Origin of the sequence: Micromonospora sp. NPDC049101, assembly GCF_040648675.1 — a bacterium.
GTDB lineage: Bacteria > Actinomycetota > Actinomycetes > Mycobacteriales > Micromonosporaceae > Micromonospora.
This window is the reverse complement of record NZ_JBEZED010000004.1, coordinates 195,704-221,041: the sequence shown is the minus strand read 5'-3', so window position 1 is coordinate 221,041 and position 25,338 is coordinate 195,704. Positions and strand designations below refer to the sequence as shown.

The 25,338-nt window shown below is 71.0% G+C and carries 23 protein-coding genes; 12 read left to right on the top strand and 11 right to left on the bottom strand.

Annotated features, from left to right (window positions below; all coding sequences use genetic code 11):
- Positions 1 to 162 precede the first annotated feature (162 nt).
- From rpmH to AB0B57_RS07050, 9 genes are all read left to right on the top strand, one after another.
- Positions 163 to 300, top strand: coding sequence for a 50S ribosomal protein L34 (rpmH, locus tag AB0B57_RS07090; protein WP_007453904.1), 138 nt, complete (start codon positions 163 to 165; stop codon positions 298 to 300).
- A gap of 33 nt (positions 301 to 333) precedes the next feature.
- The gene (gene rnpA, locus AB0B57_RS07085; RefSeq protein WP_357066138.1) at positions 334 to 750 is read left to right on the top strand and encodes a ribonuclease P protein component; all 417 of its coding nucleotides are present in this window, start codon (positions 334 to 336) and stop codon (positions 748 to 750) included.
- Positions 747 to 1,043 carry a membrane protein insertion efficiency factor YidD gene (gene yidD / locus AB0B57_RS07080; protein WP_357066135.1) on the top strand — a complete coding sequence of 99 codons (297 nt, stop codon included), beginning with the start codon at positions 747 to 749 and terminating at the stop codon, positions 1,041 to 1,043. Before rnpA ends, yidD begins: the two co-directional genes overlap by 4 nt.
- 2 nt (positions 1,044 to 1,045) lie before the next feature.
- Positions 1,046 to 2,035 (top strand): membrane protein insertase YidC, encoded by a 990-nt coding sequence (gene yidC, locus AB0B57_RS07075; protein WP_357066543.1) that lies wholly within the window; start codon positions 1,046 to 1,048, stop codon positions 2,033 to 2,035.
- Between the two features lie 211 nt (positions 2,036 to 2,246).
- Positions 2,247 to 2,867 (top strand): R3H domain-containing nucleic acid-binding protein, encoded by a 621-nt coding sequence (locus AB0B57_RS07070; protein ID WP_357066132.1) that lies wholly within the window; start codon positions 2,247 to 2,249, stop codon positions 2,865 to 2,867.
- 4 nt (positions 2,868 to 2,871) lie between these two features.
- Positions 2,872 to 3,720, top strand: a complete 849-nt coding sequence (rsmG, locus tag AB0B57_RS07065) for a 16S rRNA (guanine(527)-N(7))-methyltransferase RsmG (RefSeq protein ID WP_357066130.1) — start codon at positions 2,872 to 2,874, stop codon at positions 3,718 to 3,720.
- Positions 3,721 to 3,976: 256 nt separating this feature from the next.
- The gene (locus tag AB0B57_RS07060) at positions 3,977 to 5,284 is read left to right on the top strand and encodes a ParA family protein (RefSeq protein ID WP_357066128.1); all 1,308 of its coding nucleotides are present in this window, start codon (positions 3,977 to 3,979) and stop codon (positions 5,282 to 5,284) included.
- Positions 5,285 to 5,311: 27 nt separating this feature from the next.
- The gene (locus AB0B57_RS07055; RefSeq protein WP_357066125.1) at positions 5,312 to 6,325 is read left to right on the top strand and encodes a ParB/RepB/Spo0J family partition protein; all 1,014 of its coding nucleotides are present in this window, start codon (positions 5,312 to 5,314) and stop codon (positions 6,323 to 6,325) included.
- Positions 6,326 to 7,820: 1,495 nt separating this feature from the next.
- The gene (locus AB0B57_RS07050; protein ID WP_357066122.1) at positions 7,821 to 9,077 is read left to right on the top strand and encodes a hypothetical protein; all 1,257 of its coding nucleotides are present in this window, start codon (positions 7,821 to 7,823) and stop codon (positions 9,075 to 9,077) included.
- Positions 9,078 to 9,183: 106 nt separating this feature from the next.
- On the opposite strand, the gene AB0B57_RS07045 is transcribed toward AB0B57_RS07050, so the two are convergent.
- A complete protein-coding gene (locus AB0B57_RS07045; RefSeq protein WP_357066120.1) occupies positions 9,184 to 10,188 on the bottom strand; it encodes a D-alanine--D-alanine ligase in 1,005 nt (334 codons plus the stop codon).
- A gap of 7 nt (positions 10,189 to 10,195) precedes the next feature.
- Positions 10,196 to 11,509 carry a PLP-dependent aminotransferase family protein gene (locus AB0B57_RS07040; protein WP_357066117.1) on the bottom strand — a complete coding sequence of 438 codons (1,314 nt, stop codon included), beginning with the start codon at positions 11,507 to 11,509 and terminating at the stop codon, positions 10,196 to 10,198.
- A gap of 297 nt (positions 11,510 to 11,806) precedes the next feature.
- Between AB0B57_RS07040 and AB0B57_RS07035 the strand changes: the two genes are divergently transcribed.
- Positions 11,807 to 12,472 carry a GNAT family N-acetyltransferase gene (locus AB0B57_RS07035; RefSeq protein WP_357066114.1) on the top strand — a complete coding sequence of 222 codons (666 nt, stop codon included), beginning with the start codon at positions 11,807 to 11,809 and terminating at the stop codon, positions 12,470 to 12,472.
- 15 nt (positions 12,473 to 12,487) lie between these two features.
- Here the strand turns inward: AB0B57_RS07035 and AB0B57_RS07030 are convergent, their stop codons facing one another.
- The 7 genes from AB0B57_RS07030 to murJ all read right to left on the bottom strand — a co-directional run bounded on the left by AB0B57_RS07030 (position 12,488) and on the right by murJ (position 20,874).
- On the bottom strand, positions 12,488 to 13,651 hold the full coding sequence (locus AB0B57_RS07030; protein WP_357066111.1) for an N-acetylmuramoyl-L-alanine amidase: 1,164 nt from the start codon (positions 13,649 to 13,651) through the stop codon (positions 12,488 to 12,490).
- 171 nt (positions 13,652 to 13,822) lie between these two features.
- A complete protein-coding gene (trxA, locus tag AB0B57_RS07025; RefSeq protein ID WP_053651673.1) occupies positions 13,823 to 14,146 on the bottom strand; it encodes a thioredoxin in 324 nt (107 codons plus the stop codon).
- A 31-nt stretch (positions 14,147 to 14,177) separates the two neighbouring features.
- On the bottom strand, positions 14,178 to 15,128 hold the full coding sequence (gene trxB, locus AB0B57_RS07020) for a thioredoxin-disulfide reductase (RefSeq protein WP_357066108.1): 951 nt from the start codon (positions 15,126 to 15,128) through the stop codon (positions 14,178 to 14,180).
- Positions 15,129 to 15,311: 183 nt separating this feature from the next.
- Positions 15,312 to 16,307: a hypothetical protein gene (locus AB0B57_RS07015; RefSeq protein WP_357066106.1), complete on the bottom strand. Its 996-nt coding sequence runs from the start codon at positions 16,305 to 16,307 to the stop codon at positions 15,312 to 15,314.
- Positions 16,304 to 17,020 carry an RNA polymerase sigma factor SigM gene (gene sigM, locus AB0B57_RS07010; protein WP_357066103.1) on the bottom strand — a complete coding sequence of 239 codons (717 nt, stop codon included), beginning with the start codon at positions 17,018 to 17,020 and terminating at the stop codon, positions 16,304 to 16,306. Before sigM ends, AB0B57_RS07015 begins: the two co-directional genes overlap by 4 nt.
- Before the next feature lie 43 nt (positions 17,021 to 17,063).
- The gene (locus tag AB0B57_RS07005) at positions 17,064 to 18,671 is read right to left on the bottom strand and encodes a protein kinase family protein (RefSeq protein WP_357066100.1); all 1,608 of its coding nucleotides are present in this window, start codon (positions 18,669 to 18,671) and stop codon (positions 17,064 to 17,066) included.
- 445 nt (positions 18,672 to 19,116) lie between these two features.
- Entirely contained in the window at positions 19,117 to 20,874 is a 1,758-nt protein-coding gene (gene murJ / locus AB0B57_RS07000; protein WP_357066097.1) for a murein biosynthesis integral membrane protein MurJ, read from the bottom strand.
- A gap of 126 nt (positions 20,875 to 21,000) precedes the next feature.
- On the opposite strand from murJ, the gene AB0B57_RS06995 reads away from it, so the two are divergent.
- Positions 21,001 to 22,461 (top strand): CCA tRNA nucleotidyltransferase, encoded by a 1,461-nt coding sequence (locus AB0B57_RS06995; protein ID WP_357066094.1) that lies wholly within the window; start codon positions 21,001 to 21,003, stop codon positions 22,459 to 22,461.
- Between the two features lie 198 nt (positions 22,462 to 22,659).
- Here the strand turns inward: AB0B57_RS06995 and AB0B57_RS06990 are convergent, their stop codons facing one another.
- Both AB0B57_RS06990 and AB0B57_RS06985 read right to left on the bottom strand, forming a co-directional pair.
- Positions 22,660 to 24,177: an SPFH domain-containing protein gene (locus AB0B57_RS06990; RefSeq protein ID WP_357066091.1), complete on the bottom strand. Its 1,518-nt coding sequence runs from the start codon at positions 24,175 to 24,177 to the stop codon at positions 22,660 to 22,662.
- A 29-nt stretch (positions 24,178 to 24,206) separates the two neighbouring features.
- Positions 24,207 to 24,728: a hypothetical protein gene (locus tag AB0B57_RS06985; RefSeq protein ID WP_357066541.1), complete on the bottom strand. Its 522-nt coding sequence runs from the start codon at positions 24,726 to 24,728 to the stop codon at positions 24,207 to 24,209.
- Between the two features lie 78 nt (positions 24,729 to 24,806).
- On the opposite strand from AB0B57_RS06985, the gene AB0B57_RS06980 reads away from it, so the two are divergent.
- On the top strand, positions 24,807 to 25,286 hold the full coding sequence (locus AB0B57_RS06980) for a methylated-DNA--[protein]-cysteine S-methyltransferase (RefSeq protein WP_357066089.1): 480 nt from the start codon (positions 24,807 to 24,809) through the stop codon (positions 25,284 to 25,286).
- The last annotated feature ends 52 nt before the right edge of the window (positions 25,287 to 25,338 follow it).

The window sequence follows — 25,338 nt, the reverse complement described above, 5'->3', positions numbered from 1 at the left end:
CTAGGGTGATGGGTGCTTGCTGTCCGCGGTCGCATCCCCGCGTCGCCGAGGTCCCGCACCACCGGACAGCACCGATCGGGGCCACCGTCGAGGTGGCCTGGACCACCACACGACCCCGGCGATCCCGTCGCGCGGGGCGCGTACGAAAACGGAGAGCCTGACGTGAGCAAGCGCACCTACCAGCCGAACAACCGCCGGCGCGCGAAGACCCACGGCTTCCGGCTGCGCATGCGCACCCGTGCCGGCCGTGCCATCCTCTCGAGCCGTCGCGCCAAGGGTCGCACCACCCTGTCGGCCTGAGCCGACCGGGCCGGTCAGGGGACGTGGGCAGTCGTGCTGGCCGCCGCGCAACGACTGCGGCGCAGCACTGACTTCGCCGCAGCGGTTCGCGGTGGCCGACGTGTCGGACGTGGCGCCGTCGTGGTCCACCTGACCGTGCCGGTGAGCGCCGAGGCCAGCACACCGACCTCGCCGGAGCCGGTGCGGGACAGCATCGCGGAGCAGTCATCCGTGCCGTCCCGCGCCGGCTTCGTCGTGTCCAAGGCCGTCGGCAACGCGGTGATCCGCAACCGGGTCAAGCGTCGGCTGCGAGCACTGGTCCAGGACCGGTTGACCGGCCTACCCGCCGGCAGCACCCTTGTCGTCCGGGCGCTGCCCGCAGCGGCGGAGGCGTCGTACCCTCGCCTCGCCAACGACCTGGATGCCGCCATCGCGGTCGCCCGGTCGCCCCGCGAGCGGCGGTCCCGATGACCGGCACCGAGAAGACCAGCCCACGTCTGCGGACAACCGGTGCCAGGGTGCTGATCGCGCCCATCATCGCGTACCGTCGGTGGATAAGTCCGGCGCTGCCGGCCCGCTGTCGGTTCTACCCGTCGTGCAGTGCGTACGCCCAGGAGGCGATCGTCCGGCACGGCGCGCTCCGGGGAGCCACGCTGGCGGTCCGGCGGCTGTTGCGCTGCCACCCCTTTCACCCTGGTGGACATGACCCGGTGCCGGAGCCGGGCGGCCGCCGCCGTGCTGATGTGACTGGAGCCCCGAATTGAGTCTGAGTCTCGACTGGATCTACTACGCGATTTCGTGGATCCTGCTGACCTGGCACTCTGCCTGGGACGCCATCGGGGTACCGGTCGGCTCGGTGATCGGCACCAACTTCGCCTGGATCTTGTCCATCATCTTCCTGGTGGTCACCGTCCGGGTGATCCTGTTCCCGGTCTTCGTCAAGCAGATCAAGTCCCAGCGGGCGATGCAGGCGCTCCAGCCCAAGGTCAAGGAGCTTCAGGAGAAGCACAAGGGTGACCGGGAGACGCTCCAGAAAGAAATGATGGAGCTCTACAAGAAGGAGAAGGCCAACCCGCTGATGGGTTGCCTTCCGATGTTCCTTCAGATCCCGGTCTTCCTGGGTCTCTTCCACACCCTGAAGCGACTGGACCCGGCGAACCAGGGCAAGACCCTGTACGGGTGGAGCGTCGACCAGTTCACCAGCGCCTCGCAGGCGAAGCTCTTCACCGCCCCGATCGCCGGCAAGTTCGGCTCCACGGCCGACGAACTGTCCCGCCTCGGCGCCACCGGCAGCACCGTCAAGATCATTGCTGGCGTCCTGGTCCTGGTGATGATCGCGACCACCTACCTGACCAGCCGTCAGATGATCCTCAAGACCGGCTGGGCGGAAGACCCGCAGCAGCGGATGATCCAGCGACTGATGCTCTACGGCATCCCGGCGTCGCTGCTGATCTCCGGCGCGATCTTCCCGATCGGCGTCATCATCTACTGGGTCACCAACAACCTCTTCACCCTCGGCCAGCAGCAGTGGGTGCTGCGGAAGTTCCCGCCGCCGGTGACCGCCAAGAAGGCCGTCGCTCCCGCCGCCAACCGCAGCCCGGTGCAGCCCGCCAAGTCCGGTGGCCTGTTCGGTCGCGGCAAGGCGGCCCCGCCGGCGCCGGTCAAGGCGACCGCGCCCAAGGTGGCCGGGCCGAAGCCGGGTGCCAAGCCGGCGAACAACCCGAAGAAGAGCCGTCCCGCCAAGCGGCAGGGCTGACCCGCACGGGCCGTCGCCGGGTGACCGGTGGCGGCCCGTCCCGCGCCGCGCAGCCGCCGTCCGGTGGCGCCGAGCGGAACCGACCGCGCACCGTGCGGCCACGGGCGACACTGCCCGTACAGACGTGCCCGCGGGCACCGGCGACCTCCCGCCGGCCCCGGGAAACCAGTCGGACCCGACGGTCCGGCCGAGCGAGTACGGAGATGAGACCGTGACCGAGACCAGCATCCCCCGCACCGAGCAGTCCCTGGACGAGGAGGAGACCGCGACGCTCGCGGTGGACGGCGACGACGCCGAGACCGACGAGGACAGCGCGGCCGACGAGGGCACCGATACCGCCGCTGGCGGCAGAGTGAAGAAGGCGGTGAGCGAGGGCGACCTGTTCCAGCAGAGCGAGATCGCGGCCGACTACGTCGAAGGGCTGCTCGACATCCTCGACTACGACGGCGACATCGAGGAGTTGGTCGCCGCCGGACGCCCCATGGTCGAGGTGGTCGGCGATCGCCTGCAGAACCTGGTCGGTCAGCGCGGAGCCACCCTGGAGGCGCTCCAGGAGCTGACCCGCCTCGCCGTTTTCCGGCAGACCGGCACGCCGAGCCGTCTGCTGCTCGACGTCGGCGGCTACCGGGCGAACCGCCGCAAGGAACTCGCCGCCGTCGCCAAGAACGCCGTCGAGAAGGTCAAGGAGTACGGCGAGCCGGTCCGCCTGGAGGCGATGTCCGCGTTCGAGCGCAAGTGTGTGCACGACGTGGTCAACGCCATGTCCGGTGTGGCGAGCGAGTCCGAGGGCGTGGAGCCGGCCCGGCGCATCGTCGTACGGCCGGCGGACTGACCGGGTGACCCACCACGACAGCACGGCCGACGCCGTGACCGGCCCGGGCGGCACACCGCTCGGGCCGTCCGCTGTCCAGCCCGCTGGGGCTGGCGTCGAATCGGCCGACCTCGGCACCGCCCCGTCAGCAGAGGACGCGGCGCTGCCGCCAGAGCTGGCTCCGGCCGCGCTTAACCTGTTCGGCGATCGTCTCGACCTGGCCGCCGCGTACGCCGAGTTGTTGGTCACCGACGGGGTGGTCCGCGGCCTGATCGGCCCCCGCGAAGCACCTCGCATCTGGGATCGGCACCTCCTCAACTGCGCGGTGGTCGCCGAGCGGATCCCGTCCGGCGCGACAGTCCTGGACGTCGGCTCCGGAGCCGGTCTGCCGGGTCTTGTCCTGGCCATCGCGCGCCCCGATCTCACCGTCACCCTGATCGAGCCGCTGGCACGGCGCACGTCGTTCCTGATCGAGGTCGTCGAGCGACTCGGCCTGGCCAAGTCGGTACGGGTGTTCCGCGGCCGGGCCGACGAGGCGGCTACCGGTTCGAGCGGTCGGGACCCGATCAGCGGAGACGTGGTCACTGCCCGCGCGGTCGCGCCACTGGATCGCCTGGCCGGCTGGAGTCTCCCCCTGGCGGTGCGTGGCGGCCGCCTGCTGGCGCTGAAGGGTTCGTCCGCGGCCGTCGAGATCGAGGAGCACGCCGAGGTGGTGGCGCGACTCGGTGGCGGGGAGCCCACCCTGCACCTCTGTGGGACCGGGGTGATCGACCCGCCCACCACCGTCGTGGAGATCGTGCGCGAGCGGATGGTCGGCCCGGCACGCGCGGCGACCAACAAGCGGTCCCGGAACGGCCGGACCCGCCGACGCTGACACTTCGTGTCATCGGGCTTCCGGTCGGTGGGTTGCCTCGTTGTACCGGTACGGATGGACGAGGGGATGAGAACCCGACGTGGACCGGCCGCGCCCGTCCGCCGTAGGCTGACCGCGCGTCGATAGTGTGAAGCGGCGACGGACGTCGCGGGGTCTCCGACCGCTCCCGAGGGCCGTACGCTCCGGGTTGCGAGCGTGGGTGTGGCCAAGTTGACCGGGGCGCGGACCGACCATCCGAAGCGGGCAGGGATGACAGGTGCATGACGACGGCAGGTACGACGATCCACGCGTGACCGGGTCGACAGGCGATCCCGTTTCACGTGAAACCGACTACCCGAGCTGGCCTCCCGGAACGACCGGGCCTGCGGACGGCGATCCGTCGTTGTTCGGCGGAGATCCAGCGGATCCACCGACCGGGGCCGAAGTGGTGGACCCGGCGAGTGTTCGCCGGACATCCGAAGGGCTGACCCGACCGGCCAACGTCGTCGAGGTGCGGCAGACGTCAGGCCGGCGCAACACCGCCCGAGCGGTTCGCTTCGAGCCCGCGGTCCCGCACCAACCCGGCGCCGCGGCGGTACGAGATGCCGTGCCGGTGATCGCCGACGCGCCGGTCACTTCGACCGACTCGTTGGCTGCCGTGGCAACCGACCCCACGTACGTTTCACGTGAAACCCCGACGCGCGAAGAGGATGACCCACCCTTGGCTATGGAGGCGATGCGCGCCGTGCAGATCCTGAATCCCAGTGGCGAGGTGACCATGCCTCGGCCGGACCGGACCCGGGTCATGTGCGTCGCCAACCAGAAGGGCGGCGTGGGTAAGACCACGACCACCGTCAACCTTGCAGTGGCCCTCGCCCTGCACGGCAACCGGGTGCTCGTGGTGGACCTCGATCCGCAGGGCAACGCCTCGACCGGGCTCAACGTCCCGCACCACACCGGCATCCCGGACGTCTACGACTGTCTGATCAACAGCGTGCCCCTGGCCGAGGTGGCGCAGGCGGTCGAGGGCATCCCCAACCTCTGGTGCGTACCCGCGACCATCGACCTGGCCGGCGCCGAGATCGAGCTCGTGTCGGTCGTGGCGCGGGAGTCACGCCTGGACCGGGCGATCGCCGCCTACCCGGGCGAGTTCGACTACGTCTTCATCGACTGCCCGCCGTCGCTCGGTCTGCTCACGGTCAACGCCCTCGTTGCCGCGCAGGAGGTGCTGATCCCGATCCAGTGCGAGTACTACGCCCTGGAAGGGCTCAACCAGCTGATCAACAACATCAACCTGGTACGCCAACACCTCAACCCGAAGCTCGATGTCTCCACCATCCTCCTGACGATGTACGACAGGCGTACCCGGTTGGCCGACGCCGTCGAGCAGGACGTCCGGAACCACTTCGGCGACAAGGTCCTCCAGGCGGTCATCCCCCGCAACGTCCGGGTCTCCGAGGCACCCAGCTACGGCCAGTCGGTGATGACCTACGATCCCGGATCGCGGGGAGCCACGAGTTACTTCGAGGCCGCCCAGGAGATCGCCGAGCGAGGCGTCAAGGAGCCGGTGGGTCGGAATGCGTAGTGCGGACGAGTCGCTGGGAGGCGAGGCATGAAGAACCGTCCTCGGGGCGGTCTGGGTAGGGGCCTGGGGGCGCTGATCCCGACCGGGCCGGTGCCGGGTGCCGCCGGCACCGCAACGGTGGAGCCGGAGAACGAGCACCCGGTCGAGGCCGACGCCGCAGCCGTTCCGGCGGTCACCGCCGCGACGCAGGTTCACGAGCCGGAGCCCACGCTCAGCCCCGTACCCGGAGCACGATTCGCCGAGATTCCGGTCGACGCGATCCTGCCCAACCCGAAGCAGCCCCGCCAGGTCTTCGACGAGGAGGCACTGGAAGAGCTCAAGACCTCGATCCAGGAGGTCGGCTTCCTTCAGCCCATCGTCGTCCGGCAGCTCGACGACGAGAAGTACGAGCTGGTGATGGGCGAGCGGCGTTGGCGGGCCGCCCAGGCGGTGGGGCGGGACAGCATTCCCGCCATCATCCGGGACACCCGGGACGACGCCATGCTCCGCGACGCCCTCCTGGAGAACATCCACCGAGCCAATCTGAACCCTCTCGAAGAGGCCGCCGCCTACCAGCAACTGCTGGAGGAGTTTGGGGCCACCCACGAGGAGTTGGCCCGCAGGATCGGCCGGAGTCGCCCGCAGATCTCCAACACCATCCGGCTGCTGAACCTGCCGGCCCAGGTGCAGCGCCGGGTTGCCGCGGGGATCCTGTCCGCAGGCCACGCCCGCGCTCTGCTGAGCCTCGACGAGACCGAGGCGCAGGAGCAGCTGGCGTTGCGGATCGTGGCCGAGGGCCTCTCGGTTCGGGCGACCGAGGAAATCGTCGCGCTGACGCTCAACGATGGGCCGGCAAAGGGGCAGGCCGCGAAGCGGCGGCCGAAGGCCCACGCGCCAGCCCTGACCGATCTCGCCGACCGCCTGTCCGACCGGTTCGACACTCGGGTGAAGGTCGACATCGGCCGGAGCAAGGGGAAGATCACCATCGAGTTCGCCACCGTGGACGACCTTGAGCGGATCGTCGGGATCATCGGAGTGCAGCAGGAGGAGAGCGGGGACTGAACCCGCCCTCTCCGCCTACGGCCGCGCACCCCTCCGGGTAGCGCGGCCGTTCTGCTTCCGGCTTCCGCGTTTCACGTGAAACAGCTGTCGATTGCCGTTCCTGGGGCGGGGCCTGTCGCACTCGCGAGCCGCAGCGGGGGTCAGCCGGCGGCCCGACGCCGCGCCGCGTCGCGACGCCGCATCTCGCGCTGATCGATTCGCCGGTCCGCAGTGATCGCGACGGTGGCTCGCGGCGTCGGTCCGCGACGGTGGCTCGCGACGGCGGTCCGCGGGTCGGTCCGCGATGGTGGCTCGCGACGGCGGTCCTCCGCGATGGCGGTCCTCCGCGATGGCGGTCCTCCGCGACGGCGGTCCTCCGCGACGGCGGCTCGCGACGGCGGCCCGCGACGGCGGTCCTCCGCGACGGCGGTCCTCCGCGACGGCGGTCCTCCGCGACGGCGGCCCGCGACGGCGGCCCGCGATGGCGGTCTGCGGCGTCGGTCCGCGCCGATCCCGACGCGTGCCCGCAACGGCGGGCTGCGGTCGATCACGACGGTGTGCCCGCAATGATCGACTCGGCTTTCTGAAAGTCGGTGCATCACGCTGGGCCGGACACCGCGACTTCATGAAAACCGAGTCGATCATTGCGGGCACGGGGCGTGCGCGGGCTCCGTTTCACGTGAAACGGAGATCCGCTGTCGCGTGGACCTTCCGATTCCCCGTGGGATGACCATGAGGCGCCCGTGCGGCCGTTGAGTGGCCCGCTGCCGCTTCCTGGGCCGCAGGGGTACCCTCCGGTCGCTCCGGAACTTCTTACGACCTTCTCGACGCGTGTACGGCCCTGAATCCTCGTCGCTGTCGCCGTCGCTGCCTGACGCTCGACAGCCACTTCTCGTCATCGCCACGCACTGTCCGGGTGGGCCCCGACGTGGGACCGTCGACCAGCGATCGATGCTGCCCCACATCCCGCGAGCCCAGTGAGCCCTCGCGCCCCTCGGCAACCCCGGCGCCCCTCGGGGCACGGAGGCGTCCGCGCCTCGTACCGCCAGTCTCAGCGGTTACGCGGGCGGGTAACCCACACCTCCATGGCGGCGGCTCGGTCAGGTAGTCCGGAAGGGCGTTTCGATCGCCGTTGTCCGCCCGTCGGTCGGCGCGGCTGTCCCTCCCGGGCAGCGCCCTGCGCGACCGAGCGGGACAGGTCCGTCCCCGCTCGGCTGGCGGCATCGAGCCGTCATTGCTACGCGGTTCGGCGATCTTCCGACAACGACCGACCGGTGGAAAAGTTATCCACACCCGTTGTCCACAGGCACCCCCTGTTTCACGTGAAACAGCGCGTGAGAGCGGGTGTGAGCCTGTGGATGACGGCCCGTATTGGCGATCTCGGCAGCCTGTGGATATCGCTTCGCCGCGCGGTGGTGACGTGGCACACCTGATCGACGAAGAGCACTGATCTAGTCGATCGGGAGGGGTCAAACGGGTAGGGACAGCGGTGCCAGACTCGGTTAGGGTCAGCGTCGTGCACGACACCCCTCCCTCAGTCCCGGACTTCACGCAGTGGCCGTCGTTCCCCTTCGAGGGGGACCTCCACGTGAAGCAACTCGATGATCCGGTCCCGGTCGAACCGCCCCGGAAGGGCGAGGGCCTCCGGGAATGCACCGCCTGCAACGCGCCCGACGAGGCCTACATCTGGGTGGGCGAACGGTGGCGAGTCCGTGCCATGGATCGGCCCACCGGGCTGCCCATGGTGCTCATCCTGGAATCGCGGACCCACCTCGACCTCGGTGACCTGCCGAACCTGCTTGCCGCCGAGTTGGGCGTGATGACCGTACGGCTGGAACGGGCCATCCGGTCACTCGACGGCGTGGCGCGGGTGCACGTCAACCGGTGGGGAGACGGCTCGGCTCACCTGCACATGTGGTTCCTCGCCCGGCCGTACGGCCGCCTCCAGTTGCGGGGCACCTTCCTGTCGCTGTGGGATTCGATTCTGCCGCCGATCTCCGAGGCGCAGTGGCGGGAGAATCTGGCGCTCGTTGCCGCCTGGCTTGCCGAGTTCGGTGGTCGTCCGCTCGCTGAGCCACCCCGGATCCAGTGGCAGGCACCGTCCAGCCTGCTGGCCCAGTCGGCCGCCGCGGATGCCGCTGCCGCCGCCGCTGCGGAGGCAGCCTCGGCAGCGGCGGCCTCGGTCATCGAGGCCGCAGAGGAGACTTTGGAACCAGCGCCCGAGCCTATCGTCGCCACCGGTCAGACCGACGAGGACGCAGCACCCGCAGCGGATTCCCTCGTCGTGGAGGCCGGCTCTCCGGTCGACGTCGCCGAGCCGACCGGCGGAGCCGCCCGATCGGCATCCGCCACCCACGTGGCAACCGGCGCGTCCACCGCCTCACCATCCATCGCTTCGACGTCCGGTACGCCGACAACCGCCGTCGTCCCAGCAACCGCCGCCGCTGGCACGGCGGAGCCGCTTCCCGGCGGACCCGAGGTTCTCGGCGGTGCCGCAGGCCTCTCTGGCTCGGCGGGGGACACCGATGACGAGGCCGTCCCCGGCACGGCCGGGCAGACCGTCAAGCAGGTGGCCCCGGACAACGGCACCCCGGACGACGGCACCTCGGACGACGGCACCCCGCACAGCGGCACTGCGGACAACAGCACCCCGGACAACAGCAGCCCGGACAACGGCACTGCGGACAACAGCAGCCCGGACAGCAGCACCGCCGGTCCCGTACCCGCCGCACCGCCGCGCACCGACGGGCCGGACGCACGGACGGTTCGTTGACGGTGGATCGACCATGAGGGTGGTGCGGTGATCCAGGCGTGTGGCAGCCACGCCAACCTCATGGTCGGCTCAGGGGCGGCGGCGCACCGAGGCGGCGGCGAGTAGGTCAGGGAGTGGTGAGGCGGGCTGCCGCTCGGGCGACCAGGGTGCCGAGGAGCCGGCCGAAGTCCAGCCCTGCCGCCTGCACGGCAAGTGGCAGGAGCGACGTCTCCGTCATGCCCGGCGAGACGTTGACCTCCAACACGTGTGGTTGGCCGGCAGCGTCCACGATCACGTCGACCCGCGAGAGGTCCCGTAGACCGAGCGCGGTGTGCGCGGCGAGGGCCACGTCGGCGACCGTGGCGGACACCTCCGGGTCCAACCGGGCCGGGGCGTGCCAGGTGGTCCGTCCGGCCGTGTAGCGGGCGGCGTAGTCGTACACGCCGTTGCGCGGCACGATCTCCACGGGCGGCAGCGCCTGCGGTCCGTCGCCGAGGTCGACCACGGAGACCGCCACGTCCATGCCGGGCACGTACCGCTCGACGAGCGCCGTGGAGTCGTACGCGAAGCACCCGACCATCGCGGCGGGCAGCGCCGTGGCGTCCCGCACCACCGCGCCACCCAGCCCCGACCCGCCCTGGGCGGGCTTGACCATCAGGGGCAGGCCGAGTCGGTCGACGATCCGGTCCAGTACGGCGACCGCGCCCAGCTCGGAGAAGCGGTCGTGCGGCAGGGCCACCCAGTCCGGTGTGGGAATGCCGGCCTCGCGGAGCACCGCCTTGGCCGAGGGTTTGTCCCAGGCGACCCGGGAGGCGCGGGCGTCGCAGCCGACGTACGGGATGTCACACAGGTCCAGCACGCCGCGCAGCGAGCCGTCCTCGCCGGTGGCCCCGTGCAGTGCGATGACGACGGCGTCCGGCGGGTCGGCGGCCAGCGCGGGGAGCAACGCCGCGTCGGCGTCGCGCAACTCGGCTTCCACCCCGACAGCGCGCAGCGCGTCGAGCACCCGTCGACCGGAGCGCAGTGACACGTCCCGTTCGTAGGAGAGCCCACCCGCGAGCACCACGACACGCAGGTCGGTGGAGGTGGCGGAATCGGTCACGAGGAGGCGCTCAGTGGCGGTCGTACCCATGCCGGCATCATGCCAAGTCGGGCCCTGGCACGTCGGAGCCGGCCTGGCCGCGTCGGCCGGCGGTGCCGCCCACGGCGCCGAAGACCCGGCGCATCGCGATCTCCTGCTCCATCACACCGGCCAGCCGGCGGACGCCCTCGCGGATCCGCTCCGGCGGCGGGAAGCTGAAATTCAGCCGCATCGCGCCGGTGCCGGTGCCATCGGCGTAGAAGCCGGTGCCGGGCACGTAGGCGACCCGAGCGGCGACCGCGCGGGGCATCATCGCCTTCGAGTCGAGGCCCTCGGGCAGGGTGGCCCACACGAAGAGACCGCCGGCCGGCGTGGTCCAGTTGGTGCCCTCCGGCATCAGGTCGGCCATCGCGTCGAGCAGGGCGTCCCGGCGCTCCCGGTAGACCTCGCGATAGACCTTGAGCTGCTGCCGCCACGGCATGGTGCCGAGGTAGGTGGCCACCGCGGTCTGGGCGTAGACGCTGGGGCAGAGGATCTGGGCCTCGCTGGCGATGACCAGCTTGTCGCGGACCGCGTGCGGGGCCAGGATCCAGCCGACGCGCAGCCCCGGCGCGAAGGTCTTGGAGAACGTGCTGAGGTAGAAGACCCCGTCGCGGCGACGGGCCCGCAAAGGCGCCGGTGCGTCACCCTCGAAACCCAGCTGACCGTACGGGTCGTCCTCGACGACGAGCAGACCGGCGCGCTCGCAGATGTCGAGCACCCGTTCCCGGCGCTCCTCGCTGAGCGTCACACCGGCCGGGTTCTGGTAGGTGGGGATCGTGTAGAGGAACTTGACCCGCCGGCCCGCGCGGGCCAGGTCGGCGATGGCGGTTTCCAGTGCCTCCGGGATCAGCCCGTCCGCGTCCATCGGCACGTGCACGACCTGCGCCTGGGCGGCCTGGAACACGCCGAGCGCGCCCACGTAGGTCGGACCCTCGGCCAACACCACGTCACCGGGGTCGAGGAAGAGCCGGGCGACCAGGTCCAGGGCCTGCTGCCCGCCCACGGTGACCACGACGTCCTCCGGGGAGGCGCCGCACGCGGCGTCGATGCCGGAGAGCGCCATCACCTCGCAGATGCGCTCGCGCAGCTCGAGGGTGCCCTGACCGATGCCGTACTGGAGGGTGGTCACGCCGTGCTCCGAGCCGAGCCGGCCGAGCATCTCACCGACCGCGTCCAGCGGAAGGGCGGCAATGTACGGTGCGCCACCTGCGAGCGAGACGACCTCTGGACGACTGGCGACCGCGAACAGTGCTCGGATCTCCGAGGCGGTCATCCCGCGTACCCGCCGGGCGTACCGGTCGGTGTAGTCGTCAAGAGTCGTGCCGGTCATGACCTCACCTCGATCGCTGCTCGGGTGGTTCCCGTCCCGGGTACCCCATTCACCGATGACCATGGCGGTGGGACACCGATTGTCGATCCTAGTCCGCCAGGGCCACGTCGCAGGCCTGCCGAGACGGATCGACCACATGGCGGACCGTCGTCCGGGACGTCCCCCGGTGCGGTGTGCATCTGCGCGTCCCCTCCCGTATCGCCGATCGGCGGCGTACGATCGCTCGTCGGGGGCAGGAAGGCGGCACTGTCGTTTCGTGCCGATCCTTCCACCGAGCCTATTGTGGGGATGCGCCGTATGTCGCGACGTCTGGTCAGCCTGACCCTCGACACGTTGGAAGACCTTCCTCGGCCGTGCCGGCAGTGCGTCTACTGGGAGCTTGATCCGGTCTCCGCGGACCGGGCCTGCGCCGCCGGTGACCCGGGCCTGGAGAAGGAGGCGTGGGTCTCCCAGACACTGCTGGAGTGGGGTTCCTGCGGCAAGCTCGCGTACGTCGACGGCATGCCGGCGGGTTTCGTGACGTACGCGCCGCCCGCCTACGTGCCCCGCTCGATGGCGTTCCCGACCTCACCGGTCTCCGCGGACGCGGCACTGCTGATGACCGCCAACGTGGTCGCCGCGTTCTCCGGGGGCGGGCTGGGCCGGATGCTGGTGCAGGGCGTCGCCCGAGACCTGACCAAGCGGGGGATCAAGGCCATCGAGGCGTTCGGCGACGCCAAGTTCGGCGACGCGGACGACCCCGCGGGCGGCTGCGTGGCACCTGTCGACTTCTTCCTCTCGGTGGGGTTCAAGACCGTACGTCCGCATCCGCGTTTTCCCCGGCTGCGCCTTGAGCTGCGGACGGCGCTGAGCTGGAAGTCCGACGTCGAGTACGCGCTGGAGAAGCTGCTCGGCTCGATGAGCCCGGAGACCCTGCTTCGTCCGGTCCGTCCCGCCCCGGCGACCCGCTCCACCAACACCTGATCGCCGCCCGGCGGGTCAGTCGACCACCGTGCCGGCGGTCACGACGGCCCGCAGTTCGCTGACGTCCAGCGAGCCGGTCGGAACGTCGCGCTCGATCGGGTAGTACATCCGCTGTACCGCGGCCACGATGGCCTCCACCACCCGGTCGTGGAAACGGGGGTCGACCAGTTGGGCGCGGTCCGTGGGCGAGGTGAGGTAGCCGACCTCGACCCGGACGGCCGGCATCCGCGTCAGCCGCAGCAGGTCCCAGGTCTTGGCGTGGGTACGGCAGTCGCGCAGCCCCGTGCGGGCGACGATCTCCCGCTGCACCAGCCCGGCCAGGCGTTCACCGGTCGCCGACGTCACGCCGTTGTCGGTGCCGTAGTGGTAGGTGGCGACGCCCTCCGCCTCCGGGTTGGCGTGGCCGTCCAGGTGCAGCGAGATGAACACGTCAGCGCCCAGCGAGTTGGCCAGCAGCGCCCGGTCGGTGTCCGGCAGGCATCTGTCGGGCGACGGGCCACGGGTGAGCTGCACCCGCACCCCGGTCGCGGCGAGTCGCCCCTCCAGCCGGCTGGCCAGGTCATGCATCAGGTCGGCCTCGGTCCAGCGCAGCGACCCGTCGGGCACCACCATCCCCGGGTCGGTGCCGCCGTGCCCGGGGTCGATGACCACCGTCTTGCCGACCAACGCCGGGCCGGACTGCCGGATGGCGTCGGACTCGCGTAGCCACTGCGGTCGGCCACCGACCACCTTGCGGCCGATCCGGCGCAGCGCGTTCATGGTGTGCGGGCCGCAGGATCCGTCGGGGGTGAGGCCGACCTCGCGTTGGAACTGGGCCACCGCCCGGGACGTCCGGATGCCGTAGATGGCGTCCGCCCGGCCCACGTCGTACCCCATCTCCAGCAGCCGCTCCTGCAGCGACCGGACATCCTCGCCGGTCAGTGGGTCGGGGACCGCGTGGTAGAGGGTGCGGGCGCCGAGCCGCCAGCGGGCGGCGTCCAGGGCGCGCCAGGTCTCCGCCCCGACCCGGCCGTCCACGCTGAGGCCCCGGGACTGCTGGAAAGCGCGGACCGCCCGCTCGGTGGCGAGGTCGAACTCGTCGGCGTGCGGCCCGGTGACGGTGAGCAGGTCGAGGCCGGTCAGGATGCTGCGGATCTCCGTGACCGCGGGTCCCCGGTCACCGGATCGGATCGGACGCACGGCACGACCCCCTCTGCACGACACTGGCTGGCCGGGCGGCCCAGGGTTGAGGCTATGCGTTCCGGGGCGGCGAGGTGGCCTGGCCGGGAAAAACGTCGACGCCGCGGGCGGAAGGACACCGAACCCCGCACCCGACGAGCGGGTACGGGGTTCGGTGGATGTTTCTGCTGCTCAGAGAGCCGACTCGATGAGCCGGACCAGCTCGCCCTTCGGCTTGGCACCGGCGATCGACTGCACCGGCTGGCCGTTCTTGAAGACGGTGAGCGTCGGCACCGACATGACCCGGTAGGCGCGGGCGGTCTCCGGGTTCTCGTCGATGTTGAGCTTGACGATGCTGACCCGGTCGCCCATCTCGCCGGCGATCTCCTCGAGCAGCGGCGACACCTTGCGGCAGGGGCCGCACCACTCGGCCCAGAAGTCCACCAGAACCGGCTTGTCGGCCTGCAGCACGTCAGCGACGAAACTCTTGTCGGTGACCGCCTTGGTATTTCCCACTATGCCCCTCCTCCGGGATGTGTTCCTTGTTTCAGCTGAGCGTCGCGATGAACCGTTCGGCGTCGAGCGCGGCGGCACAGCCGGTGCCGGCCGCGGTGATCGCCTGACGGTAGGTGTGGTCGACCAGGTCACCGGCGGCGAAGACACCTGGCACGTTGGTGCGGGTGCCGGGGGCCTGGACCTTCACGTAGCCCTCGTCGTCCATCTCGACCTGACCACGGAAGAGCTCGCTGCGGGGATCGTGACCGATGGCCACGAACACACCTGTCACGTCCAGCACCTTGGTGTCACCGGTGTGCACGTTGCGGACCCGTACGCCGGTGACCTTGCCGTCGTCGCCCAGGATCTCCTCGACGGCGCTGTTCCACTCGACCTTGATCTTCTCGTTGCTCAACGCCCGCTCAGCCATGATCTTGCTGGCCCGGAACGAGTCGCGGCGGTGGATGATCGTGACCGACTCCGCGAAGCGGGTGAGGAAGCTGGCCTCCTCCATCGCCGAGTCGCCGCCACCGACGACCACGATGTGCTGGTTGCGGAAGAAGAAGCCGTCGCAGGTGGCGCAGGAGGAGACGCCGTGGCCGAGGAACTCCTGCTCGCCGGGCACGCCCAGCGGACGCCAGGCCGAACCGGTGGAGAGGATGATGGAGCGGGCCCGGTAGGCGGTCTGGCCGACCCAGACGGTGCTCACCGCGCCGGAACCGGCGTCGCCGGTGTCCACCAGCTCGACCCGGGTCACGTCGTCGGTGAGAAACTCCGCACCGAACCGCTCGGCCTGCTTGCGCATGTTGTCCATCAGCTCGGGGCCGAGGATGCCGTCGGCGAAGCCGGGGAAGTTTTCCACCTCGGTCGTGGTCATCAGCGCACCACCGGACTGCACGCCCTCGATGATCAGCGGCTTCAGGTTGGCCCGTGCGGCGTAGACCGCCGCCGTGTAGCCGGCCGGACCGGAGCCGATGATGATCAGGTTGCGGACCTCGTCCACTGCCGTCTCCCGATTGTGTGTGTTTCAGCGTCGGTGTGAGCGCCGGTGCTGATCCGAGTTGCCGACGCCTGGATGGGGCCGACAGCTGACTTCCAGAACGTCATCGTACGAACCGGGGATTCCCGAAACCGGCATCTGGTGGGTCAGGTCACGTGGGTGGTCATCGTGCCGTCGACCGTGGATTCACCCTACCCGCGCCGAATACCGGCTGTCCGAGCCGGACCCCGGCACTCCGCACTCCGGGCCGCTCACCCAGGCCCAGCGGGCCCCGGTCGCGTCGGTGAAACGGATGATGAGTGTCTGCTCGCCCTGGAACCGCGCGTAGTCGATCAACTCGACCGTCAGGGGGGCGGATCCGTGTTCCGCCGCCACGCTGGTCAGGCAGGTGGTCAGCGCGGCCTCGGTGGTCAGCCGGGCCAACTGGTCCGAGCCGTCGGGCGACGGACGTCGGTCACCCTCGGCTTCCACCCCCGGCTGGGTGCCGGGCGTGTTACTGGTCGCCCGACCGGGAGACGATGCGGTCTGCAGGTCGTCGAGGGTCTGCGGGGCGTAGTTCGTACCGCTGTGCAGTGCCGGCCCGGTGGTGCGGACCGGTGCGGGCGCCGCGGCGATGTCGGGCGCGTTCATGGCGGTGGTGCCGGAGTCGTCGCTCGCGCCCATCGACAGCTGGTTCAGGCCCAACGCGAGCGCGACGACGGCGATCGCGGCGGTGGCCACCGGTGCGCCACGGCGCACCCAGCTGCGCCGGCGGCCCGGGCCGGTGGGCGCCGCCGGACGACCGGCACCGGCCGGTACGCGGACGGCTGGCCGACGGCCGGCACCGCCCTGCGTCGGCACGATGGGCGGTGGCGCGGTGTCGCCGGGTCGGTCGACCTCGAAAGTTGCGGAGGCATCCTCGTCGGCCGAGGTTTCGGCCGGTGTCGGCCCCGCATCTGCGAGCGCGGCGCCGAGACGGTCGGCGATCGCCTGCGGCATCCGCGGCGACGGCTCGGCCCAGCGGCCCAGGTCGGCACGGACCTCCGCGAGCGCGGGAGCCAGCAGCGCGTACGCCTCGGCCCAGGCCGGGTCGGTGGACACCAGCTCGGCGACCTCCTCCTGCCGCGGGGTGCCGTCCAACGCCCCGCCGAGGTAGTCAGCGAGGAGGTCGTCGTCGACCTCCCGGAACCCCTCGGTCGTCACGTGTCCTCCTGGTTGGCGTCCCGCCGGTACCGCCCCGACCCCGATCCGACGCCCTCGGCCGGGCTCGGGTTCCCCGGCGTGACGCCCGGCACCTCCCTGGTCGGGCCGTTTGCGTGCGGGCGGGCCGACGGCGTCGGGGCGACGGCGGGGCGAAGATGCCCGAGCAGCACCGCCAGCCGGGCTCGGCCCCGGGCGCACCGGCTCTTCACCGTCCCCTCGGCGATGCCGAGGATCCGGGCGACCTCGGCGACCGGGTAGCCCTGGACGTCCACCAGCACCAGCGCGGCACGTTGCTCGACGGGCAGCGCGGCCAGCGCCTCGCGGACCACCAGCGCGGTGTCGTGGTCCGGTGCGGGTGCGACAGGTTCGATCCCGCCGATGCCCGAGCCGTCCCCCGTGCGGTTGCCGTCCGGCAGCGGCACGGTCGGGTGCGCCTGCCGGCGACGCATCCGGTCCAGGCAGGCATTTACCACGATGCGGTGCAGCCACGTGGTGACGGCGGAGTCACCACGGAACCGGGCGGCTGCCCGGTGCGCGGAGAGCAGCGCGTCCTGGAGCGCGTCGGCGGCCTCTTCACGGTCGCCGAGCGTACGCAGGGCGACCGCCCAGAGCCGGTCGCGGTGCCGGTGGAACAGCTCGGCGAAAGCGTGCCGGTCACCATCGACGTGGGCACGCAGCAGCTCCAGATCCGAAGCCGCGGCGTGCCCGTCCATCACCACGTCCTGCGAATGCGGCGCCACGGTGGGGGTGCCAGGCTCACGACCCCTGGACCGTGATCTCCTGGACGTCGACCTGGAAGCCCCCCTCGGCGGGCGGCAACTCGGTGACCCAGAACAGCAGGTACTGGTATTTCCGGTCGGCGTCGAAGCCGTCGAACGCCATGGTGGTGCCGTCGTGGTCCTCGAATGGCTGCCCGATGGCGTTCTTCGCGGTCCGGTAGTTGGCGATCACCTGCTTGTCGCCGTTGGAGGTCGACGGCGGGTTGACGCTGCCGGTGAGAAGCTGGGCGGAGGCGCCACGGGCCGAGAGCACCGCCTGCACCGATTTGACGGTGTGCGGCGCGCCGAGGTCCAGCCAGATCCCCATGCCCTGCTTCGTGTTGCCGAACTTGGCGGTCGTGTACGTGTCGGTGCCCCAGCCCTTGTCCGGGTCGCCGTCGACCGCCTTGATGGCGCCGTCCAGCTCATCGCGCACCTTGCTGTCCGGGTCGATGATTCGGACGTCCTTCACGGGCAGCTTGCGGACCACCGCGGCGGCCGGGGTGGCAGCGCCGGCCGAGGTGCTCGCCGACGGAGTGGGGTTCGGGCTGGCCTGCGGGTCCTTGTCGCCAAGCGTGCTGATCCCGATCAGCAGACCGACCAGGGCGACCGCCAGCAGGCCGGCGATGCCCACGGCAACCTTGCGACCACCGGCCGCGGCCAGTGGCGACGGCTCTTCACCGGTCTCGGCGGCGAAACGCAGCGGGCCGCTGTTTTCGAGGTAGTGCTCCTCCTCGGCCGGCACGTCCAGTCGGGCCAGCTCGGCGGCGAGCACATCGGACGACGGCGGCGCGATCTCGGCGTCGAGCAGATCCATGGTCAGGTCGTCCAGGTAGGCGGGCACGCCCGCCCGGACCTGACGTGGCGCCGCGATGCCACCCCCGGCGTCCCGAACGGCGTCCGGGATGGCGGCACGGCCGTGACCGGCGGTGGCACCGTGCAGGGGTGCTTCGGCGTGCGGCCAGGAGCCGGTCAGGGCGAAGTAGAGGATGCCGCCGACCGCCCGGATGTCGTTCTCCTGGCTGTCGGCACCATCGGTGCGCGCGTCGGCCAGGACCACGCGACCCTCGTCGCTGATCATGACGGTGCCGGGGTGGACGTTGCCGTGCACCATGCCGGTGGCGTGCACCGCGGCGAGCGCGCTCGCGACGGCGTTGCCGATGGCGGTGGCGCGGGCCGGATCCAGTGGGCCGTCGGTCGCGAGGTCGCGCAGGGACTGCCCGTCGACCCACTCGCGCACCACGTACGCCCGCTCGGCCTCGTCGATCGCGTCGTAGACGCCGACCAGGTTGGGGTGGATGACCCGGCTCGCCGCGACGGCGGCCTGGAGCATCTCGGTGGCGGAGTCGCCACCCGGGTAGCGCAGCACGACCGCGACGGGACGGCGCAGGATGACGTCGACCCCGCGCCAGACCAGCCGACCCGCGCTGTCGTTGTTGATGTGCTCAACCAGTTCGTAACGCTCGGCGAGGACTTCACCGGCCGTGGGAGCACCGAAGGTCATAACCGGAGGAGCGCTCTCGTCTGCCTCCTGACCCTCGCCGACCTGGGTCACCCGTCCTCCCTCGGTGATCGTGTCGATCGATGGACCCGAACTGCTGGGCATGTGGCTTCCCGCTCTGCCGTTGAAGGAACCGGCCGACGGTGTCGACGCGCCGCGTCGGCCCCTGCCGTACCCGTCGAGAGCGACCTTACCTGGGTTGCCCATCTCCTCGACATGTCATCTTCCCGCCGTACCCGGCGGGTTGCCGGCAGTCGAGGAGCTCGTCCGGTTACGACCGTTGTCAGCCACGTTGCTGGCACATGTACTAGCTAATCTACGGCTTCACCGCAAGTGACCGACGCCGGGGCTGGGCTGCCGCGGCCCCTCCCCACACCTGGCATGTTCCCACCGATCGGCCCCGCACCCTCAGCCTTACGGTTGGTTATCCACAGGCTGATGCGGTGGTTGACCGGCGAATCGCGGAGTTATCCACAGGTGCGTCCCCAGCCTGGTGATCCGCGGTCACGGTCCGTGTGCGTGTCAACTTTTTGTGACCAACCGCTGGCGGTCAGCGACCGAGGCGGCGGCGGACCATGCCGACCACCTCGGCGATCTCGCTGATCCGCAGCAACATGGCCAGACCCAGGTAGGTCCCGCCGATCACCGCGCCACCGATGACGAGCTGCACCACCGCTTCCAGCCGGCTGGGCGTGTCGTCGCCGGGCAGCAGCTTCACCACCAGCAGGCCGACAAGTGCCGAACCGAGCGCCGCGACCGCGACCCGGCCGCCGGTGCGCATGATGCCGCCGAGGCCGATCCGACCGACGCGTGGCCGGAGCAGCCAGGCCGAGCCGATCGCGGCAGCCAGGTAGGACACCGCGTTACCGATCATCATTCCGGCGCCGGCGAAGCTCGCCGAGAAGGCCACGAAGAGCACGATCTGCACCCCGATCCGGAGCGCCACCACCGGGATGTTGATCAGCGCCGGGGTACGCGTGTCCGGCAGCGCGTAGAACGCGAAGGTGAAGAGCTGGCTGATCGCGAACGGGACCAGCGCGAGCGCCGCCGCGAGCAGCACGACGGAGGTGGCGGTGGCGTTGTCCTCGGTGAAGGCACCCACCCGGAACAGCGTGAACGCGATCGGGGTGGACAGGACGGCGTAGCAGACCGCGATCGGCGCGAGCACCGCGGTGACCGTGCGGGTGCCCCGGGACAGGTCGGCGGCGAGGTCGCCGTAGCGGCCGTCGGCCGCGGCCGCGCTCATCCGGGGCATCAGCGCGGTGATGATCGAGACGGCGATGATGCCGTGTGCGGTCATCAGCAGCAGGAAGACGTTGTTGTAGATCAGCGGGCCGGCGGCGTTCTCCTTACCGGCCCGGTTGAGCAGGTTGATCAGCACGATCAGGCCGACCTGGCTGACCGCGACGTAGCAGATCATCCAGGCGCCGAGCCGGCCCAGCTCGCGCAGCCCGAGCGCCCGGAAGTCGAAGCGCATCTTCCAGCGGAAGCCGACCTTGCGCAGCGCCGGCAGCAGGCCGGTCGCCTGGACCGCCACGCCGACCAGGGTGCCCCCACCGATCAGGATGACCCGGCCGGCCGTCATGTCCTCCGGCTGGACGATCTTCGCGCCGAAGATGGCGATGTAGAGGCCGGCGGTGCCGATCACCACCAGGTTGTTGAGGATCGGCGCCCACATCGGGGCGGCGAAGTGACCCCGGGTGTTGAGCACCGCGCTGATCAACGCGGAGAGGCCGGAGAAGAAGATCATCGGCAGCATCAGGTACGACAGGTGCCGGACCAGCCCGGAGAACTCCCCGGTCGACTCACCGCTGCCGTACAACCAGGTCAACGGCCCGGCCAGGGCCACCGCCAGGAGAGCCGCCGCGCCGAGGGCGAACACCGCGAGGGTGAGCAACCGCTGGGCGTACGCCTGCCCGCCATCCGGGTCGCTCTTGCGTCGGCGCACCAGCACCGGGATCAGCACGCTGGTGAGGACGCCACCGAGCAGGAACTCGTAGACCATGCCGGGCAGGATCTGGGCGGTCGTGTACGCGTCGCCGACAAGCAGACCGCCGAGGGCCGCGCCGATCACCAGGTTGCGGAGGAAGCCGGTGCCGCGGCTGACCAGGCTGCCAACCGCCATCACCGCGCTGTTGGCCGCCGCGCTCGCCTCGGCCACCTGCTCCTGCGGCGGCGCGGTCGACTCCAGGGCCGGCTGGTTCAGCGGCTCGGCGGAGATGAAGGTGGCGCCGTCACCCGGACGCGCGGCGGGGCCGGGCCCGCCGCCGTGCGCGGCGTTGGCGCTGCGGTAGAGCCCGCCGCTCATCTCCAGCCTCCCAGGGGTACGTCGGGTCGGACACCGACCCGCACGCCACAGACCATAGTCAACCCCCACCCGTTACCCACGCCCGGCGGATCGGATCACACCCCGGCCCGATAGGCTGGCGATCCCATGTCCGAAGCCTCCGCTCCTCACGCCGCCGACCGCCGCGAACTCACCGCCGCGCAGCGCAACGCCGTCGCCGAACTGCTCCGGGTCTCCCCGGTCGCCGACGAGTTGGGCCGCCGGTTCGTCCGCGCGGGTCACGAGTTGCACCTGGTGGGCGGTTCGGTACGGGACGCGCTGCTCGGCCGGCTCGGTGACGACCTCGACTTCTGCACCGACGCGCACCCCGACGAGACGCTGCGGATCATCAAGGGCTGGGCCGAGTCGATCTGGGAGACCGGCCGGGAGTTCGGCACCATCGGCGCGCAGCGCGATGGCCTCCGACTGGAGATCACCACCTTCCGCGCCGAGTCGTACGACCAGGTCAGCCGCAACCCGGTGGTGGTGTACGGCACCAGCCTCGACGAGGATCTCAAGCGGCGCGACTTCACGATCAACGCGATGGCGGTCAGCCTGCCGGAGCACCGGTTCACCGACCCGCACGGCGGGCTGGACGACCTCTCCGCCAAGGTGATCCGCACTCCGAGCACCCCGGGTGAGTCGTTCGGCGACGACCCGCTGCGGATGCTGCGGGCCGCCCGGTTCGCCGCGCAGTTGCGCTTCGCCGTCCACCCGGACGTGCACCGGGCGATGAGCGAGATGGCCGCCGACCTGGACCGGATCACCGCCGAGCGGATCCGCGACGAGTTCACCAAGCTGCTCTGCGGCGCGGACCCGATCACCGGCCTGCGGTTGCTTGTCGACACCGGCCTGGCCGACCGGTTCCTGCCGGAGCTGACCGGTCTGAAGCTGGAGATCGACGAGCACGCACAGCACAAGGACGTCTACGAGCACACCCTGACGGTCGTCGAGAACGCGGTCTCCTACGAGGAGGAGGGCTGCGACTTCGTCCTGCGGATGGCCGCCCTCCTGCACGATGCGGGCAAGCCGGCGACGAAGGCGGTCGGGCCGGACGGTCGGGTCAGCTTCCACCACCACGAGGTGGTCGGCGCTCGGCTGACCAAGGCCCGGATGAAGGCCATGCGCTACCCCAAGGACGTCACCGCGCAGGTGACCGCGCTTGTCGCGCTGCACCTGCGTTTCTACGGGTACGGGCGGGGCGAGTGGACCGACTCGGCGGTGCGTCGTTACGTGGCCGATGCGGGTGACCTGCTGCCCCGGCTGCACAAGCTCACCCGTTCCGACTGCACGACCCGTAACCGGCGCAAGGCTGCCCAGCTCGCGGCGGACTACGACGCGCTGGAGGACCGGATCGCCCGGATCGCGGCCGAGGAGGATCTGGCCCGGGTCCGCCCCGACCTGGACGGCAACGCGATCATGGAGTTGCTCGGCGTACCGCCGGGGCCGGTGGTCGGGCGAGCCTGGAAGCACCTCAAGGAGCAGCGCCTCGAACACGGCCCGCTGGACCGCGACGCCGCCGAGGCGGAGTTGCTGCGCTGGGCCCGTGCCGAGGGCCTGATCCCCTAGAGCTCCGAGCCGCACGCTCCGAGCCCTGCGATGATCGACTCGGTTTCGTTGAAGTCGCGGTGTCCCGACACGGCGCATGGCCCGATTTTCAGGAAGCCGAGTGGATCACTGCGGCGTGCCGACGGGCAGGCCCGCCCCGCCCCGGCATGCCGACGGGCGCCACCCCCGAACCGGGAGCGACGCCCGTCGCGTACACCGTCAGCGGGTCTCGACGGCCTGCCCGTCGACGGACGCGGCGCCGTTGCGGGTCGGACTCGACGCGGAGCCGAGCCGGGCCAGCAGACCGGCCAGGTCGATCCCGGTCAGGTCGCTGCCGAGTTGGAGCCCCTGCGCCACGTTGCCGGCCACCGACTTGGTCAGCGACGACGCACCGTCGGTCGAGATGACAGTCATCTTGTCGATCGCCCCGATCGGGGCGCTGGCCGCCTCCACCACCTGCGGCAGCACCTTCACCAGCAGGTCCAGGACCGCTGCCTCGCCGTACGCGGCGAACGCCTCGGCCTTGCGCGCCATCGCGTCCGCCTCGGCCTCGCCCCTGGCCAGGATGGCCGCCGCCTCGGCCTGACCCTCGCGCTCCACCGCCTCGGCGATCGCGGAACGGCGACGCTGCTCGGCCTCACCTTCCTTGGCACCCTCGATCGCGTTCGCCTCGGCCAGTGCGGCACGTCGGGCCCGCTCGCCCTCACCGGTGAGCCGCGCCTGCTCGGCGGAGGCCTGTGCGGCGGCGATCACGGACTGCCGCTGCGCGTCGGCGTGCAGCACCGCCGCGGCGCGGGACGCCTCGGCCTCCTGCTCCACCTTGTACCGGGCCGCGTCGGCGGGCTTGCGTACCTCGGTGTCGAGTTGGCGCTGCTTGAGTTCGGCGTTGCGCTCGGCGACCTTCTGCTGCTCGGAGAGGATGGCCTGGTCCCGCTCCGCCTGGGCGAGCGGCCCGGCGGCGGCGGACTTCGCCTTCGCCGCGTCGATCTCGGCCTGGATGCCGGCCTGCTTGAGGGCCAGGTTGCGGTTTGCCTCGGCGATGGCCTCCTCGGCGAGCAGTCGTTCCTGCTCGGCCTGCTGTCGGGCCCGCGCCTCGGCGATGGCCGCGTCCTTGAGCACCCGGGCGGCCTCGGGTCGACCCAGGTCCTGCAGGTAGGACCCTTCGGCGAGGATGTCCTGGAGCTGGAAGGTGTCCAGCACCAGACCCTGGTTGGTCATCGAGTGCTCGGCCTCCTCGGCGACCGCGTTGGCGAACGCCGCCCGGTCCCGGATGACCTCCTCGACGGTGAGCCGGCCGACGATCGAGCGCAGGGCGCCGGCCAGCACCTCCCGGGTGAAGTTGTCGATCTCGTCCTGTTGGTGCAGGAACCGCTGGGCGGCGGCCCGGATGGCGTCCTCGGTGCCACCGACCTTGACGATCGCCACCCCGTGCAGATCGGCGCGGATGCCCTGCTTGCTCACCGCGCCCCGGATGCCGACGTCGATCCGCCGGCTGGACAGGTCGAGGGACTGGAGCTTCTGCACCACCGGCAGCACGAAGACCGAGGCGCCCAGCACGACCTTCTGCCCGGAGTTGTCGGTCGACCGGCCGCCGTCGGCGGTCTGCGTGGTGCGGCCCTTGCGGCCGGTGACGATGAACGCCTCGTTCGGCCCGGCCACCTTGATCCGGGAGAGCACGAAGAGCACCAGGATGAGCGCGAGGACAACCGCGCCACCGATGGCGATGAGCAGGGCCATATAAAGGAGTCCCGTCTACGAGGAGGAGATCAGTAGGTCTCGACGTGCACGCTCGTCTCGCTGAGCGCCTGCACGACGAAGACCTGGGCGCCGAGCGGGATCGGCTGGTCCGCGCGGGCGCTGAGCTTGACCGGTTGGCCGGCGAGGCGCACCCGGACCTCGCCGTAGCCGTCGACCGGCACCGGGGTGACGACCAGGCCGAGCGCGCCGACCAGGTCGTCGCGGGTGGGGGTGGGATCGGTGCGCATGTTGCGCGCGGCCCGGCTGAGCCGGGCCGCCAGCCAGCCGGTGGGCACGGCCGCGAGCACGCCGCCGACCGCCGCACCGACGATCATGCCGGGGGTACGCGCACCGAGCAGTTCGTTGACGATGGCCCCACCGAAGCCGAACGCCCCGGCGAAGCCGGCAACCGTTTCGACCGAGATCGGACCATCCACGTCGGCGTGCCCGAACTGGAACAGCTCGGTGCCGAGCAGGGCGAGCGCGAGCACCCCGATGCCCGCCCCGCCGATGATCAGAAAGATGAGCGTCCCCGTTGCCACGACCTGCACGGTATCGACGCCGCGCAACGCGGACCGGCTGCTGCCGGCGGGGTTCGCCCGGTCGCCCGGGTCGGGGAGAATGGGGCGATGCGTTGGACCGTGCTCGACTCCCCGATCGGTGAGTTCTCCGTCGCCACCGATGGCACGGCTGTCTGCGGCACCCACTTCGGTCGGGTCGAGGCCGCCACCGAGGAACCCGGCGACGAGCTGTCGCGGCAGGCCGTCGCCGAGCTGCGGGCCTACTACGCCGGCGAGCTGACCGCGTTCACCGTCCCGGTGTCGATGCCGCGTGGCTCGGACTTCGAGCGGGCCGTGTGGCGGGAGATGACGCGCATTCCGTACGGCGAGACGCTGACGTACGGCGAGGTGGCACGCCGGGTCGGCGATGCCGGGGCGGCTCGGGCGGTGGGCGTGGCCTGTAACCGCAACCCGGTGCCGGTGATCGTGCCGTGTCACCGGATCGTCGGTGCGGGCGGCAAGCTGGTCGGCTTCGGTGGCGGTCTGCCGCGCAAGGTCACGCTGCTGGAGTTGGAGGCCGCGGTCGCCCTGCGCCACGCCTGGTCCTGACCGCTCGCGGTCGGTCGGCCCGCCGGATGCGGGACAAATCCCGACTATCAGC